Origin of the sequence: Ensifer sp. SSB1, assembly GCF_016652895.1 — a bacterium.
GTDB lineage: Bacteria > Pseudomonadota > Alphaproteobacteria > Rhizobiales > Rhizobiaceae > Ensifer.
Map to the genome: position 1 here is coordinate 1 of NZ_JAEPRP010000169.1, position 16420 is coordinate 16420.

The 16420-nt window shown below is 63.1% G+C and carries 12 protein-coding genes; 7 read left to right on the forward strand and 5 right to left on the reverse strand.

Annotated features, from left to right (window positions below; translation table 11 throughout):
* The 4 genes from I8N66_RS29925 to I8N66_RS29940 all read left to right on the forward strand — a co-directional run.
* Positions 1-203 (forward strand): hypothetical protein (locus I8N66_RS29925; protein WP_291161836.1); only part of this gene is annotated, 203 nt, incomplete at its 5' end.
* A 208-nt stretch (positions 204-411) separates the two neighbouring features.
* Positions 412-2871, forward strand: coding sequence for an ATP-dependent helicase HrpB (hrpB, locus tag I8N66_RS29930; RefSeq protein WP_291161840.1), 2460 nt, complete (start codon positions 412-414; stop codon positions 2869-2871).
* A 34-nt stretch (positions 2872-2905) separates the two neighbouring features.
* Positions 2906-4213: an ActS/PrrB/RegB family redox-sensitive histidine kinase gene (locus I8N66_RS29935; protein WP_291161843.1), complete on the forward strand. Its 1308-nt coding sequence runs from the start codon at positions 2906-2908 to the stop codon at positions 4211-4213.
* A gap of 183 nt (positions 4214-4396) precedes the next feature.
* The gene (locus tag I8N66_RS29940; protein WP_113538230.1) at positions 4397-4984 is read left to right on the forward strand and encodes an ActR/PrrA/RegA family redox response regulator transcription factor; all 588 of its coding nucleotides are present in this window, start codon (positions 4397-4399) and stop codon (positions 4982-4984) included.
* A 73-nt stretch (positions 4985-5057) separates the two neighbouring features.
* On the opposite strand, the gene I8N66_RS29945 is transcribed toward I8N66_RS29940, so the two are convergent.
* Positions 5058-5588 carry an MmcB family DNA repair protein gene (locus I8N66_RS29945; protein ID WP_291161848.1) on the reverse strand — a complete coding sequence of 177 codons (531 nt, stop codon included), beginning with the start codon at positions 5586-5588 and terminating at the stop codon, positions 5058-5060.
* Positions 5589-5770: 182 nt separating this feature from the next.
* Between I8N66_RS29945 and I8N66_RS29950 the strand changes: the two genes are divergently transcribed.
* A complete protein-coding gene (locus tag I8N66_RS29950) occupies positions 5771-6460 on the forward strand; it encodes a L,D-transpeptidase (protein WP_291161852.1) in 690 nt (229 codons plus the stop codon).
* Between the two features lie 273 nt (positions 6461-6733).
* Positions 6734-8665 (forward strand): methyl-accepting chemotaxis protein, encoded by a 1932-nt coding sequence (locus I8N66_RS29955; RefSeq protein WP_291161855.1) that lies wholly within the window; start codon positions 6734-6736, stop codon positions 8663-8665.
* 120 nt (positions 8666-8785) lie between these two features.
* Here the strand turns inward: I8N66_RS29955 and I8N66_RS29960 are convergent, their stop codons facing one another.
* Together I8N66_RS29960 and I8N66_RS29965 are read right to left on the reverse strand one after the other, a co-directional pair.
* Complete coding sequence (locus I8N66_RS29960; protein WP_291161860.1) at positions 8786-10957, reverse strand: malate synthase G; 2172 nt, start codon at positions 10955-10957, stop codon at positions 8786-8788.
* Between the two features lie 205 nt (positions 10958-11162).
* On the reverse strand, positions 11163-13166 hold the full coding sequence (locus I8N66_RS29965; protein WP_291161863.1) for a hydantoinase/oxoprolinase family protein: 2004 nt from the start codon (positions 13164-13166) through the stop codon (positions 11163-11165).
* Between the two features lie 91 nt (positions 13167-13257).
* Here I8N66_RS29965 and I8N66_RS29970 point away from each other — a divergent pair, with 91 nt between their 5' ends.
* A complete protein-coding gene (locus I8N66_RS29970) occupies positions 13258-13944 on the forward strand; it encodes a hypothetical protein (RefSeq protein WP_291161866.1) in 687 nt (228 codons plus the stop codon).
* On the opposite strand, the gene I8N66_RS29975 is transcribed toward I8N66_RS29970, so the two are convergent.
* Positions 13898-15292, reverse strand: coding sequence for a cytochrome P450 (locus I8N66_RS29975; RefSeq protein ID WP_291161869.1), 1395 nt, complete (start codon positions 15290-15292; stop codon positions 13898-13900). The two genes, I8N66_RS29970 and I8N66_RS29975, sit on opposite strands and share 47 nt — an antisense overlap.
* A 74-nt stretch (positions 15293-15366) precedes the next feature.
* Positions 15367-16311: a DUF1402 family protein gene (locus tag I8N66_RS29980; RefSeq protein WP_291161873.1), complete on the reverse strand. Its 945-nt coding sequence runs from the start codon at positions 16309-16311 to the stop codon at positions 15367-15369.
* Positions 16312-16420: the final 109 nt, after the last annotated feature.

Consider the following 16420-nt stretch of genomic DNA (forward strand, 5'->3'; position numbering starts at 1 on the left):
GACAAGTTGTTGAAATTAAACACTTCTTTCCACTGTTGATAAACTTGGTCGATTTAATGCATCGAAAATCCGGCGAATCCGCAATGCGAATCCTTGACCGGACGGTCAAAAACCTGATGGCCACTTCACAGGGTCAAAAACATCCCTCCGAGTGCTCTTCTCTACATATAGACAGCGTGGACCTCTCGGTCGTCAGATGTTGATTTCGTCGGCACGGAAGCGCCACGCGAGCACGCCCACAGGTGCACCATGCCTTGCCCTTGGCCGGCCTATTGCCGTACTTGCGAAGCGTTCGCCCTGCCCGACTTCTCTATCCATGCCAGGGCAGACCGACAAACATGGTGGTGCACGAGCCATACGTGTGCACCGGCCGCATGCGGCGCCATTATCCCTAGGGGCGGAGATCCAGACGTGACGACACAGCTTCCTGCGCTTCCGGTTCGCGAGGTGTTGCCCGCACTGGCACAGGCTCTGATCGCAGGACCCTCCGTGGTGCTTTCCGCCCCACCCGGCGCCGGCAAGACGACGCTCGTTCCGCTTTTTCTGCTTGAGCAGGACTGGGTAAAGGGCGGGAAGATCATTCTGCTTGAGCCCCGGCGGCTTGCGGCACGGGCTGCAGCCGGGCGCATGGCGGAGCTCTTAGGTGAAAAAGTCGGCGAAACCGTCGGCTACCGCATGCGTCTCGACAATCGCATCTCTGCCAAGACTCGCATCGAGGTCGTGACCGAAGGCGTGTTTGCCCGCATGATTCTCGATGACCCGGAGCTTAAGGGCGTCGCGGCGGTCCTGTTCGACGAATTCCACGAGCGCTCGCTCGATGCGGATTTCGGGCTGGCGCTGGCACTCGACGTGCAGGCGGCGCTGCGCGACGACCTCAAGATCATCGTCATGTCGGCGACGCTCGATGTCGAGCGGGTCTCAGGCTTGCTCGGTGGCGCACCTGTCGTCGAAAGCCAGGGGCGCAGCTATCCGATCGACATCCGCTATCAGGATCGCGGCGGCGACAGCGTAGAGGATGCCATGGTGCGGGCGATCGCCGAAGCGCACCGCACGGAAGAAGGCTCCATCCTCGCCTTTCTGCCCGGCCAGGCCGAGATCACCCGCGTCGCAGCGCGACTCCAGGATCGCTTTGAGGCGAATACGGCGATCGTGCCGCTTTATGGCAACCTGACCCAGAAGGAACAGGATGCCGCGATCCGGCCGGCGCCATCAGGCACCCGCAAGATCGTGCTTGCCACCTCGATCGCCGAGACCTCGATCACCATCGACGGGGTACGCATTGTCATCGACAGCGGCCTGCAGCGCCTTCCGGTCTTCGAAGCGGCAACCGGGATCACCCGGCTGGAGACGGTGCGGGTCTCGCGCGCCTCCGCCGACCAGCGCGCCGGGCGTGCCGGACGAACCGAACCCGGCACCGCGGTTCGCCTCTGGCACAGCGGCCAGACGGCGGCGCTTTCAGCCTTCACGCCACCACAGATCCTCGCCAGCGATCTCTCGGGCCTGCTGCTCGACTGCGCCCATTGGGGCGTGAGTGATCCGACCACCCTCGCCTTCATCGATCCGCCGCCGGAAACGACACTTACTGAAGCCAGGAAACTGCTAGCGGCGCTCGGCGCACTGGACGATGCCGGTGCGCTGACGCTGAAGGGCCGCAAGATCCGCGACCTGGCATTGCCGTCGCGGCTCGCGGCGATGGCCGTTGCCGCGGCCGAAGAGGGACAGGCAGAGGCGGCCTGCCTGCTGGCGGTGATGCTGACCGAACAGGGCCTCGGCGGTACCAGCATCGATCTCGAAGATCGGTTGCGCCGCTTCCGGCAGGAGCGTGGCGATCGCGCCGAGGCGTCGCGCAATCTCGCGCGGCGCATGGCGGCAGAGTTGAAGGGCGCGCCGAGGTCGAACGAACCGATCCTGCCCGGCGCGCTGCTGATGCATGCCTTTCCCGACCGCATCGCGCTGCAGCGGGGCGGCCGCGGCCGGTACGTAATGGCGAACGGACGCGGCGCGGAGATTCCCGAGACGGAGCGACTGGCCGCGGCCCCCATGCTCGTCATCGCCGACCTGACCGGCCGCGCCGGCGGCCAGCGGGTGCTGGCAGCCGCCGAACTGACCCGTGCCGAGGTGGAGGCACATATGCCCGAGGCGATCACCCGCGAAGACCAGAGCTTCTTCGACAAGCAGAGCCGGCAGGTACGCGCACGCCGCGTAACGCGGCTCGGCGCCATCATCTTCGAGGAGGCGCCGCTTGCAAGACCCACCGGCGAAGCTGCCGCACGCGCGCTTGCCGACGGCGTGCGCCAGCTCGGCCTTGCCGTCGTGCCGTTCTCGAAAGAGGCGATGCAGATGCGCGATCGCATCGGTTTCCTCAACCGTTCGATCGGCGAGCCCTGGCCGGATGTCTCCGATCAGGCGCTGCTCGACCGTCTCGACACGTGGTTCGTGCCCTTCCAGCACGGCGTGACCGCCATTGCCGACATCAAGCCGTCCAACCTGTCCGATGGCCTGCTGTCGCTCATTCCGCACGAGCGGCAGCGAGAACTCGCCAAGCTCGCGCCGACGCATTTCGAGGCGCCGACCGGGCAAAGGCACCCGATCCACTATGACGGCGACGAACCGCTGCTATCAATCCGCGTACAGGAACTGTTCGGTCTCAAGACCCATCCGGCGATTGGCAATGGCCGCCTGCCGCTGCTGCTCGAACTGATTTCGCCCGGCCATCGCCCGATCCAGACGACGCGCGACCTTCCCGGTTTCTGGGCGGGTTCCTGGCGGGACGTGCGCGCGGACATGCGTGGGCGCTATCCGAAACACCCGTGGCCCGAAGATCCGGCGAATGCGGCGCCGACGACACGGGCGAAGCCCCGTGGTACATGAGACGAAAGCACCGATGGCGGGAATACAAGGACGAATGACCACAGTTGCGCTCGAACACAACAACGACCAGACCACCAACCGCAGCCTGCGCCTGCAGACGCTCGTCCGGCTGCGCTGGCTTGCTGTCGGCGGCCAGTCGATCGCCGTCCTCATTACCGCGTTCTGGCTGCAGTTTCCGCTGCCGCTGATTTCCTGCCTGGTGCTGATCGCCAGCCTGGCGCTGGTCAACGCCTATGTGACGCTGCGCTATCCGCCGACGCACCGGCTGCAGCCTCCGGCCGCCTTCGCGCTTCTCGGCCTCGATCTCGCGCAGATCACCGGGCTGTTGTTCATCACCGGTGGTCTCACCAATCCCTTTGCACCGCTTCTCTGCGTTCCGGTCATTATTTCGTCGGCGTCGCAACCGAAATCGCACAGCATCATCCTTGCCGGTCTCGCGGTGATCGCCATCACCGCGCTTGCCTTCTCGCCCTTTCCCCTCCCCTGGTACCCGGGCACGGTTCTGCTGATGCCGCGCGTGCTGACCGCCGGCATCTGGTTCGCGATCGTTTCGATGACCGCCTTTGCCGCCTTCTATACCTATCGGGTCTCGTTGGAGGCGAGCGAGCTTTCGGAAGCGTTGACGGCAACCGAGCTCGTGCTGCAACGGGAAAAGCACCTGTCGCAGCTCGATGGCCTGGCGGCCGCCGCGGCACACGAGCTCGGCACGCCCCTTGCGACGATCAGCGTCGTCGCCAAGGAAATGGAGCGCGAGCTCGGCAACGATCCGCGCTTCGGCGAAGACGTGCATCTGCTGCGCAGCCAGAGCGAACGCTGCCGCGATATCCTGAAACGGCTGACGACGCTCTCCTCCGAGAGCGAGGAACACATGCGGATGCTGCCGTTGTCATCGCTGATCGAAGAGGTGATGGCACCGCATCGCGAGTTCGGCATCCACATCAACCTCGTCGAGAAGGGCGACCGCACCACCGAGCCGGTCGGCAACCGCAATGCCGGCATTCTCTACGGGCTCGGCAATTTGCTCGAAAACGCGGTCGACTATGCCAAGAAGGAAGTGACGGTTACGGTCGTGCATACGACGGACCGCGTGAAAGTGACGATCGAGGACGATGGCGACGGCTTCGCCCCGGATATCCTGCAGCGTATCGGCGAACCCTATGTGACCCGCCGACAGAAGGACGACAGCGCCGGCGGCCTCGGGCTCGGGCTTTTCATCGCCAAGACGCTGCTGGAACGGTCCGGCGCGCGCCTGCGTTTCGAAAACGGTGGGCCGGACAGGCCGGGCGCCCGGGTCAGCGTCGAATGGCCGCGCGCCCTGATGGATACGAAACTGGCGAAATGACATTTCGCAGTTTATTGAACGAGGCTACCGCATAATTTTCAAATCGGAATCGATTTAAAGGCAAGATTGTGCAGTAATTCAAAGTGCTACAGCGACCTTTAAGCGTCTTGCACGACGCGCGGCGCAGTAGAGGAAACCTAAAGTCTCGGCGAAAGCGCAGGTTTTCGCTCAAGGATTGCCAGAATGACCGACAAATCGACAGCTTCGCCCAGCACGCCCGCAGCCCAGGACGCCGAACTGATCGGACCGGACCGCACCCTGTTGCTCGTCGACGACGACGCGCCCTTTCTCCGGCGCCTTGCCCGCGCCATGGAAGCGCGCGGCTTTTCCGTCGACATTGCCGAATCGGTCGCTGAAGGCATTGCCAAGGCCAAGGGCAACCCGCCGAAATACGCGGTCATCGATCTTCGCCTCGGCGACGGCAGCGGCCTCGACGTGATCGAAGCGATCCGCGGGCGACGCGACGACACGCGCATGATCATGCTGACCGGCTACGGCAACATTGCCACCGCCGTGAACGCGGTGAAGCTCGGAGCCGTCGATTATCTCGCAAAGCCCGCCGATGCCGACGATATCTTCGCAGCCCTCGTTCAGCGCCAGGGCGAACGCGTCGAGCCGCCGGAAAACCCGATGTCGGCCGATCGTGTCCGTTGGGAACACATTCAGCGCGTCTATGAGATGTGTGAGCGCAACGTCTCGGAGACGGCACGCCGGCTCAACATGCACCGCCGCACGCTGCAGCGCATTCTTGCCAAGCGCGCGCCGAAGTAAGCGAATAGCTCTTCAGAAGTAGCGCGATCGTAGTCGGAAAACCGCGTCACACTTTTCGTGGATTGCTCCGGGGTCAGCCGCTATCGCGGCCACCGGACAGGATGTCGCCGATCGAATCACCGAGTTCGCCATTGCGCTCGGCGGCCCACTCCGCGAGCATCAACCGTTGTGCCGCCGTACGGGCAAAGAGCTGCAAGACGGACTTGCGTGTCGCCGGCGGCAGCTTGTGTTCGGGCGCTTCGCGAACGATGTGCCCATCATAGCCATCGGAAAGCAGCAGACCGCACTCCTGCGGGAAGATATCCAGCGGCACGCCGGCATGGGTTGCGAAGAACAGCCGGTCGCAATGCTGCCGGTAGTCCGGCCATTTGCGGTCGACGCGAAAGTCCTCGATCGAGGTCTTGATCTCGACGATCCAAATCTCACCCTTGGCCGAGAGCGAGATCAGGTCGGCGCGTCTGCCGCTGGCCAGCGTCAATTCGGGCAGGACGGAATGGCGAAGTTCGGCAAAAAGCCGCTGCACGCCGCGACGCACCATCATTGCGCGATTCGACTGCCGACCGTCGATCAGCGGATTGCCACCATGGATGGAGAGGATGGTCATGCGCCGGGTGTCCCTTTGGGACGGTCATTTTGTTGCAAAAAAACAAGGGTCATGGAATTTGCACTTTCCAGCCAAATTGTGGCCGCGCAATCTCTTGCATAGCACAAACTAATCGAAAATAACCGTACGCACTGTTGGTCGCGGCGACCCAGTTTTTCTTTGCTTCTTTTTAAGAGACTCCCATGCGCTTCCGCAATGCCTTCCTCTTGTGCAGCCTCGCGGCGACACTCGCCGTTGCCGGCTGCTCGACGACCTCGTCCAAGCCCGAGACGGCTGCCAACAATCCCGCTCCGGTAGCGGTAACAGTTGCTACGAATCAGATCTTCAACGGCGATTATGGCGCAGTTGAGGACCACGGTTACGCGCTGCCCGCGATCCCGATCAACAAGGTCGACACCCGTTTCCATCGCCAGATCGTCGACTACACCACCAGCGAGCGCCCGGGCACGATCGTCGTCAACACGCCGAATCGCTTCCTCTACTACGTGCTGCCCGGCGGCAAGGCCGTTCGCTATGGCATCGGCGTCGGCAAGGCCGGCTTTGCATGGGAAGGCGAAGCCTACATCGCCTGGAAGCAGGAATGGCCGATGTGGCATCCCCCGAAGGAAATGGCCGAGCGCAAGCCGGAAGTGGCCAAGTATGTCGAGGAAGGCATGGGCCCCGGCCTCAAGAACCCGCTCGGCGCCCGCGCGCTCTACCTCTTCAACGACCAGGGCAAGGACACGCTGTTCCGCCTGCACGGCACGCCGGAATGGTCTTCGATCGGCACGGCCGCATCGTCGGGCTGCATCCGCCTGATCAACCAGGACATCATCGACCTTTATTCGCGCGTTCGCCCGGGCAAGAGCGCCCGCGTCGTCGTCCAGCAATAACCGAATCACTTCGGTCTCGAGGAAGCCGTCGACCCTGGTCGACGGCTTTTTTGCATCGATGCTCAACCGTCGTTTGTCTTTGGTGCGAGCCGCAGCGCATCGCGTCAGCGACGCACAGTTGCCGTGCGAAAATGGACTCAAATCAGGGTCGCGAGAACTGGTCGCCTTGGTGCAGATAGGCCCAATTTCGACTTAAATTCAGCCGCTTATTAAGTAAGCGTTATCTAAATAAAAGAAACAGTGTGGCCAGAAAATCCGCTCGGAGGAACTGGCATGCTGATCAAGACAAAGCTCATCGGCGCGATTGCGCTGCTATCAACCATCGCCATCGGCATCGCCATTCATAGCCAGAGCACGCTCTCGGAAACCAGCCACATGATGGATGCGGTCTATGCCGATCGCATCGTGCCACTCAAGAATCTAAAGGCGACATCCGATGCGTTTGCCGTATCGATCGTCGATGCCGCCCATAAGGTGCGCAACGGCAACGAAACGATGGAAAGCGGGCTTGCCTCGGTCAACGCCGCGCGGGAAGCGATCAAGAACAACTGGGATGCCTATGCCGCGACGTCGATGACCGACGGAGAGCGAAAACTCGTCGACGATGCGCGGGGTCAGATGGTCGTGGCGATGGATTCGGTCACCGCGCTGACGCAAATTTTAGCCGACAGAGATCAGAAGGCGCTCGACGCTTTCGTGCGCGACAAGCTCTACGCGACGATCGACCCATTGACGGCGACGATCTCCCACATCTCGGACCTGCAGGTCGAGCTTTCCGGCGGTGCCTTCGAAGCGAAGCATCGCGAGTTCGAGACGGTGCAGACGTTCAACATCGCGATCATCGTTCTCGTCATGGCGCTGACCGCCGGTACCTTCCTGGTGGTGCTGCGCGGCGTCGTCGGGCCACTCGGCCGCCAGATCGCCGCAATGCGCCGGCTGATCGACGGTCACGTCGAAGAGGCCGACGAGCCGGTCGGCGGCAAGGACGAGATCGCCGAAATGGCCCGCGCCATTCAATCATTCCGCGAGGCCGCACGATCGAACCTCCGGCTGCAAGCGGAAGCGGAGGAGACCCGCCGCACCAGTGAAGCCGAGCGCGTCCGCGTACAGAGACAAGCGGAACAAGACGCTCAGGAGCGACTGACCCAGGCGACGGCCGGTCTCGCGAGCGGGCTGCAGCGGCTCGCCAGTGGCGACCTCGCCGTCCGACTGCAGGAGCCCTTCGCCGCCGAATTCGAACAGCTGCGGCACGACCTCAACAAGGCGGCGGGGCAGCTCAACGACGCACTGCTCTCCGTCGCCGACAGCGCCGGCAACATCGGAGTGGGTACGCGCGAGATCAGCCAGAGCGCCGACGATCTTTCCAAGCGAACCGAACAGCAGGCCGCCTCGCTCGAGGAGACGGCAGCCGCGCTCGATCAGATCACCGCCAATGTCAGCAACTCGTCAAGACGCACGGAGGAGGCACGCGACGTTGCCGGCGAGGCAAAGACAAGCGCCGCCCAATCGGCCGTCGTTGTCGCCAATGCTGTCGAGGCGATGCGGCGGATCGAGGAATCCTCCAGCCAGATTTCCAGCATCATCGGCGTCATCGACGAAATCGCCTTCCAGACGAACCTCCTGGCACTGAACGCCGGCGTAGAAGCAGCACGCGCCGGTGAGGCGGGCAAAGGTTTTGCCGTCGTCGCCCAGGAAGTACGTGAGCTCGCCCAGCGCTCTGCCAAGGCCGCCAAAGAAATCAAGGATCTCATTCGCACATCGAGCCTCGAGGTCGAGAACGGCGTACGCCTGGTGCGCGACACCGGTAACGCACTGCAGACGATCGAAGCGCATGTGATCACGATCAACGAGCATATGGCAGCGATCGCGACGTCGGCCCGTGAACAATCGGTGGGCCTGAGCGAGGTCAACACCGCCGTCAACCAGATGGACCAGGTGACACAGAGGAACGCGGCCATGGTCGAGGAAGCGAATGCCGCCTCCGCTACCCTGGCGCAGGAGGGCACGAACCTGCGCAACCTGATCGGACGCTTCATTCTTTCCGGGGAGAAGGGCACAATAGCTGGAGCTCAACACACTCCGCCGGTGGCGGCAATCGCGAGCCGCCATCGTGCCCAGGTCTCGGCCCACGCGACCCGGCGGCCAGCCAGTTACGCAGTCCAGGGCAACGCTGCGCTCGCGACTGACGGCTGGGCCGAATTCTAGGCCATAGACACCCGTGTCCGAGTGAACTCGAAGAGCCGAGGCCACACCGGCTGAAAGCACAGAGCCGCGCGTTCAAATGAACACGCGGCTCTGCTTCGACATCTTAGCGCGCGAAGCGATTCAGGCGGCGCTCATCGCCTTCAGCTCCAGGCGTCGGCGATGCAGGACCGGCTCGGTGTAACCGTTCGGCTGCTCGCGACCCTTGAGGACCAGGTCGAGGGCTGCCTTGAAGGCGATCGAACCATCGAAGTTGCCGGCCATCGCGACATAGAGCGGATCATCGGCATTCTGGCCGTCGACGACGGCTGCCATGCGCTTCATCGTATCGACGACCTGTGCCTCGGTGACGACGCCGTGATGCAGCCAGTTGGCCATGTGCTGGGCAGAAATGCGCAGCGTCGCGCGGTCTTCCATTAGGCCGACATTGTTGATGTCGGGAACCTTCGAGCAGCCCACGCCCTGGTCGACCCAGCGCACGACATAGCCAAGGATGCCTTGAGCGTTGTTGTCGAGCTCGCGCTGGATTTCCTCCGGCGTCCAGTTCGGACGGACGGCGACCGGCACCGACAGGATGTCGGAGAGCTTGGCGCGGGTGCGGCTCTTCAGGCTTGCCTGAACGTCGGCAACGTTGACGCGATGGTAGTGCGTCGCATGCAGCGTCGCAGCCGTCGGCGACGGAACCCAGGCGGTGTTGGCACCGGCCTTCGGATGCGCGATCTTCTGTTCGAGCATCGCTGCCATCAGGTCGGGCATGGCCCACATGCCCTTGCCGATCTGCGCATGGCCGGAGAGGCCGCATTCGAGGCCGATATCGACGTTCCAGTTTTCGTAGGCGCCGATCCAGGCGGCCTGCTTCATGTCGCCCTTGCGGATCATCGGCCCCGCTTCCATCGAGGTGTGGATCTCGTCACCGGTGCGATCGAGGAAGCCGGTGTTGATGAAGACGACACGCTCGCGGGCAGCGCGGATGCATTCCTTGAGGTTGACCGTGGTGCGGCGCTCCTCGTCCATGATGCCCATCTTCATGGTGTTGGCGGGCATGCCCAGCGCCTTTTCGACACGCGTGAAGATCTCGCAGGCGAAGGCGACCTCTTCCGGACCGTGCATCTTCGGCTTAACGACATACATCGATCCCTCGCGGGAGTTCATGCGGCGGCCGCCCTGGCCGATATCGTGGAGGGCGATCAGCGCCGTGACCATGGCGTCCATGATACCCTCAGGCACTTCCTGGCCGTTGCTGTCAAGGATAGCCGGATTCGTCATGAGGTGACCGACATTGCGGACCAGCATCAGCGAACGGCCGGGGAGAGACAGATCGCCGCCGGCTGTTGCGGTGTAAACGCGGTCGGCATTGAGACGACGCGTGAAAGTCTTGCCGCCCTTGGCGACTTCTTCCGTAAGGTCGCCCTTCATCAGGCCGAGCCAGTTGCGGTAGACGACGACCTTGTCTTCGGCGTCGACGGCGGCGACCGAATCTTCGCAGTCCATGATCGTGGTGATCGCCGATTCGAGGATGACGTCGGAGATACCGGCCGGATCTTCCTTGCCTATCGGCGTGGAGGCGTCGAGAACTACGATCGCATGCAGGTTGTTGTGCCGGAGAACGATTTCCGAGCGCGCGCCTTCCGAACCGGAATGACCTACAAACTGAGCCGCGTTGCGCAGCGTCGTCCTAGAACCGTCCTTGAGGCCGATCTCCAGCGCACCGCCCGCGACCTTGAGCGAGATGACATCCGCCCAGCCTCCCTTCGCCAGCGGCGCGCTGGCGTCGAGGAAGTCGCGGGCCCAGGCGATGACCTTGGCGCCGCGCTTCGGATTGTAGTCGCGGCCCTTTTCTGCGCCATCGGCATCCGAGATTGCGTCCGTGCCATAGAGCGCATCATAGAGCGAACCCCAGCGTGCATTGGCGGCATTGAGCGCATAGCGGGCGTTCATGACGGGAACGACGAGCTGCGGACCGGCGATAGTGGCGATCTCCGGGTCGACATTGGCGGTCGAAACGCTGAACTCGCCACCCTCGGGCAGGAGATAGCCGATATCCCGCAGGAATGCCTGATAGGTCTCGATATCGCTGGGTGCGCCGTTCTGCTTGTACCAGGCATCGAGCTTGGCCTGCAGGTCGTCGCGCTTGGCGAGCAGTGCCCGATTCTTCGGGGCCAGGTCGTGCACGAGGGCGGAAAGCTGCTCAAAGAAATGTTCGGCCTCGACGCCGGTGCCCGGCATCGCTTCTTCCACCAGGAAGCGATGGAGGTCCGCATCAATCTTCAATCCATACTTCTCAATGCGGTCCATCTGCCAACTCCTTGAAATAGACGTAAGGAGCGCCACCGATCCGACCGGATGCGATGAAAGCGCCCCAACATGTTGATCTTGCGCCTGAAGCGGGTCACGGACCAGCCCATGCGCAATACGCGCGTGAAACGGCCGCAGTTTCTCACCAATTCATTCCCTGTCAATTCTGCAAGGATGCGAAGAATTGTTTCCAAAATGGAAAAGATCAGCCATGCGCGATGCGTGGACGACCGCTCGCGGACGCGATGAATCGTGCCTCGATCAGCTTGCGACTGCCCTCGACTTCCGGCGCATCGATCTCCTCGCGCAACAGCGAAGCGGGATCGTCGGCACCATTGGTGCGCGCAGTCTCCAGCGCCACCGCCTCCGCCCGCCGACGTGCAGTGTCGAAAGCCTTTTCCTGATCGAAAAAGCGTTCGCTGGCTCCGGCACCGTTGACGACAAAGATGCCCTCCTCCGGCATCGTGACGAAAACCGTCACCGTGGCGCTCACCTGGCCGACCACGGCACCGACGGCATTGGCGACGCCAGCCTCTTCGGGAATGGCGGCTTCGGTTCCAAGCATTTCAGCGATAGCCGGGTAATAGACTGGCGCCGAGGCACCGAGGCCGACCAGGGGGCGGTCGAGGCCGAGCGAGAACCGGACGATGCCGGGCGTCCGGGTCAGCGCACGATCGACGGCCTGCGACACCGCGGGATCGATAGCGCCGGCGCCATCTTCGCCAAGGCAGGCCTGCAGGATGACTTCGGAGGACTGCCGCGTCAGCCGATCGACGATCATCTGGGCCATCGCTTCCGGAGACGACGCGATCGGCTGGCCGGAGCCGTCGCGGGTGCGAGCCGCAAGCTGTATACCAAGCTCGGCCGCCTCAAGGTTCCATTGCGATTGCCGGCCGAGGACATGCATGGCGTCCGACGGCGTCAGACCGCAGATATGGACGAGCCCGCGCCCCACCAGCCGGTCGAGCGTCGCCTTCTGCGGGGTCGAGACCAGCAGCGTCTCCAGCGCAACCGGAACCGCACCGATACGCTCATAGAGCGCCTGCTCCTGCGGTTGCAGGCCGCTTGCGAGGTAATCCGGCAGCCCCGTGCGGACCGCAAAGCGGCCATTGTGGCGCCCGGTATGCTGGGCGCGCATCTGTTTTTCGAGCACAGAGATAACGGCGTCGCCATGAAGAGCGGCGGCAAGGCTGAGCGGCATCAGCCGGCGTGGTCCGAGATCGATCTTCGCCTTCAGGCCGCGGTCGTTGATGCGCACTTCCGAATCGCCGCCGAGGCCATAGGTCCGCATCGCAACCGCCTCGACCATGGTGCGAAAACCACCGACGACGGCGCCTTCGGCATCGAGTCGCGGCCGACCGCCGTCGAGAACCGCGACATCGGTGGTGGTGCCGCCAATATCGGAGACCACCGCATTGTCGAGACCGGTCAGATGCCTTGCGCCGACGAGGCTTGCCGCCGGACCGGAGAGGATCGTTTCGATCGGTCGCAGCCGCGCTTCTTCCGCCGAGATCAGGGCGCCGTCACCGCGCACCACCATCATCGGCACATCGATCCCGCGCGCCTTCAGGAAGCCTTCGCAGGAGCCGATCAGCCGGTCGATCATCGAGACGAGGCGCGCATTGAGCAGCGTCGTCAGCGCGCGGCGCGGGCCTCCGAGTTTAGAGGACAGCTCGTGGCTGCAGGTGACTGGTAGGTGCGAGACTTCGCGAATGCGATCCCGCACCCGCCTTTCATGATCCGGATTGCGAACGGCGAAGTAGCCGGCAATGGCGAAGGAGGAGACCTGGCCGGCAAGTACCGGCAGGGCAGCGTCGAGTTCGCTCATGTCGAGCGGGATCTCGCCGCCATGCACATTATGGCCACCCGGCAGGAAGATCACAGGATCGGAGCCGAGCGCTTCCAGGAGACCATCGCGCTTCAGATCCTCTGGGCCGAAGCCGATCATGACGAGGCCGGCGCGACCGCCCTGCCCTTCGACAAGGGCGTTGGTGGCCAGCGTCGTCGACAGCGAGACCATGCTGATCGCGGAAACCGGCACTTTCGCTTGTTCAAGTACCGCTTCGACCGCGCCGGAGATACCGACTGCGAGGTCATGGCGGGTCGTCAGGGCCTTGGCCTTGGCGACGACCCCTTGCGTTTCCGAGAAGAGAGCAGCGTCGGTGTAGGTGCCGCCGGTGTCGATGCCGAGAAGAAAATGAGAGGTCAATTCGCGCAGTCCGGAATTCGCGCGGGGCGCAAGGCCCCGGGTTCAATGGGGATCGATGCGGTGATATGACATATTTCAACAGAAAACCATCGTGCCGCAGACATCGATGATCAACTGGGCGACACGGATCAAAAGATCGGGACACCTGCGCATGCTCGAAGGCCGCCGTCCGTCTGTTCTCGCTTGGCTCCTGTCAGCCGCCGTCCTCTGGTTACCGACGGGGGCCGCTCAAGCGCAGGATGCCGAAGACGAGTATAAGCCGCAACTGCCCGATGTCGCGATCTACAAGGCGATGCTGGACGCCAACAAGCAGACCGGCTGGGTGCAATTTCGAGACTACGACGACCGGCAGCTGGTCTACTTCACCGCATTGCAGACGATGCATTGCCGGCTATCGGAAATCCGCTACTCGATCAATTCGGACGCACTCGACCAGCGCTTTCCGCTGGCGAAGTGCAATCCGCAGATCCCGTTCAACCTGCCAGGCGACGAGACCGCCGAGTATGTCTATATTTCGCTGGCGGCCGGCACTGCGAAGACGTTGACGATCCAGGCGGTCTGGGACGATGGCGCCGGAAGCGAGATCGTCGTCTACAAACCCTGCGACAATGTCGGCGATGCCACCTGCGCCCAGATCAAGACGATCAAGAAGCCGTCGAAGATGCTGCAGCAGCCGAAGCCGGCAGACTCGCCGGTGCGCTCCGTCCAGTCGCCAATCCCCGGCAAGACCTTCAGCGAACCGAAACCTTCATCGGCAACCCGCCCCGCGGTTGAGTAGTGAGCCGCTGCACCGGCCAGGGATTGGTTTCCTCGGTCGGATCGAAACGGTAGCGGTGCATCATCACCGCGAGAGCGATCACCGCTTCCTGCAGCGCGAAGGTCGCGCCGATGCAGACGCGCGGGCCGGCGCCGAAGGGCAGATATTGATAGCGGTGCAGCTTCTCACGGTTTTCCGGCAGGAAGCGCTCGGGCATGAACGCGCGGGGCTTATCCCAGTAAAGCACGTGGCGATGGAGCGTCCAGGGCATGATCAGCACCGCGATCCCCTTGGGGATGCGCACCTGCTCGCCTGACGGAGAGGTCCACTCGTCCTCCTCGATCGCGGCACGGTTGATCGACGGCGCCGGCGGATAGAGCCGCATCGCCTCCTCGAAGGCGGCGAGCACATGCGGCATCAGGCCGAGCCAGTCGACCGGCTCGGCACCGCTTGCAATCGCCGCATCGATCTCGGCTTCCATGATCTCGCGATAGGCGGGCGTATTGGCGACGCAATAGAGCGTCCAGGCGAGCGCCCGAGCGGTCGTCTCATGCCCGGCGCCGATGAAGGTGAGGATATTGTCCTCGATCTCGGCAGTCGACAGACCCTGGCTGCCCTCGATCTCCAGAAGCAGGGTCAGAAAATCCTGCGGCGTACCCTTGGGATCTTCAGCCATCTTTCGGCGGCGGAGCGCCATGGTCTCCGAAACGATCGAGCGGAAGCGGTTCATCACTTTTCTGCCGCCGATGCGGGTCGGGCGCGGCACCCACTCGGGCGCCAGCAGAATGTCCATCGGATCGACCCGGCCCATGCGGTGCAGCAGTTCCTCGACACTCTGGACGAAGCCGTCCCGTTCGACGGCGACCTCGCCGGAAAACAGCGTTTCGGCCAGGATGTCGAAGGTGAGTTCCGTCATGTCGTTGGCGACATTGGTGGTGAGCGGGGCTTTCTTGGCGTCGGCATAGCGCTCCACGAACGCTTGCGAGCTGCGCAGCATCTGGCCGGCGAAGCCCTTGGCGTGGCGCGGCGTGAACACCGGCGCCATGGCCTTGCGCGAACGCTTCCAGACCTCGCCTTCGGCCGTCAGCAGGCCGTCACGCAGGATCGGCCTGAGGATCAGCCGGCGCACCTTCGACATCTCGTAGTTGCTGACATTGTCGACGAGGATATGACGGATGAGGCCGGGATCGTTGACGATCAGGGTGCGCTGGGTGACGAACTTCGTCTCGATCCACGGCAGCGTATAGGACGGCTCGCCCCATAGCTCGAGCGGATTGCGCAAGACCGTCCTGATGATCTTCAGGTAGGAAGGGATGCCCACGCGAGGAACGGGAGCCGGCGGTTCGAAGGGCTCCGGACGCATGTCCATGGTGATTGCCTTTCTCGATTGCGCCAATGATTTCAGGTTTTTACGGCGCAATCAAGGAAAGTGCTTCACGTGAATCACAGCAAGCTTTCGAGCTCCGAAAGCTTGTCGTTGACGAGCCAGCCGTAATAGTTCTCCTCCGGCCATTGCGCCTGGCCGCTCTGGATCTTGGCGGCAAGCGCTGCGGCGCGACCGTCCGGGTTGCCGACATTGTAGAGCGTCGCTGTCACCCCGGGATTGTTGGAGATATCGACACCGGCGATCGATTTGTAGACGTCGATCGAATGGCGGATCGAGGCCGCCATATAGGCGAGCGACACATCCGGATCCATGATCGCCTCATAGACGCCGGCGGCATTCTTTTCGTCGAGTTGCTCATAGCCCGAGGTCTTGGCAACGATGTCGGTCAGCATCAGTGCGGTCAGCGGGTTGATCTGGCCGAGGCCGAAGGTCTGGCCAGCGAAGAACGGCTGGAAGAAGACGGCGCTGAAGCGGTTGTTCGGGAAGGACTTTCCGCCCACCGATTTGCCGCGGAACTCATTGTCCCAGACGCGTTCGCGGCAGCTCCAGAGCGCATAGGCGCCCTTCTTGGCGCCGCACTCGGCAAATTGCGGGCGCGCCACGAATTCGGTGACGGTTTCACCGTCGTAGCCGAACTGGAAGCTGTTGCCGGCATAGGCAGCCGCCTTGACGTAGTAGGACTGCAGCCGGTCGTAGGCATCGACGTTGTAGGTGTGCTCGCCGACGATGGCGCCGACCATATGGATCGGGGCGATGCCATAGGCGCGCGACACGGACTTGATCTTGCTCATCAGCTGCTTGTCGGTCGCAAGCAGGTCCCGGACTTTCTCGAACTTGGCATCGAAGGAGGTGCGGCCGGCCTTGGTGCGGCGCACGGAAGCACCGGGGATACCGGGCTGCTCGACATTGCGGTTTCCCGGCGGAACGGCGGTCGCGGCGATTGACTGGCTTGCGGTCAGGCAAAACGTGGCGATAGCGAGCATGCAGGCGGTGAAACGCACGATCTCTTCTTCCTATGACTGGTGGAGGCTGCCCTGGTCGGCGGGGCGGCTCCTACGCCAAGATCATGTCGGAAAAATGCCCGGACCACGATCGGTGACCGTCTCCGTG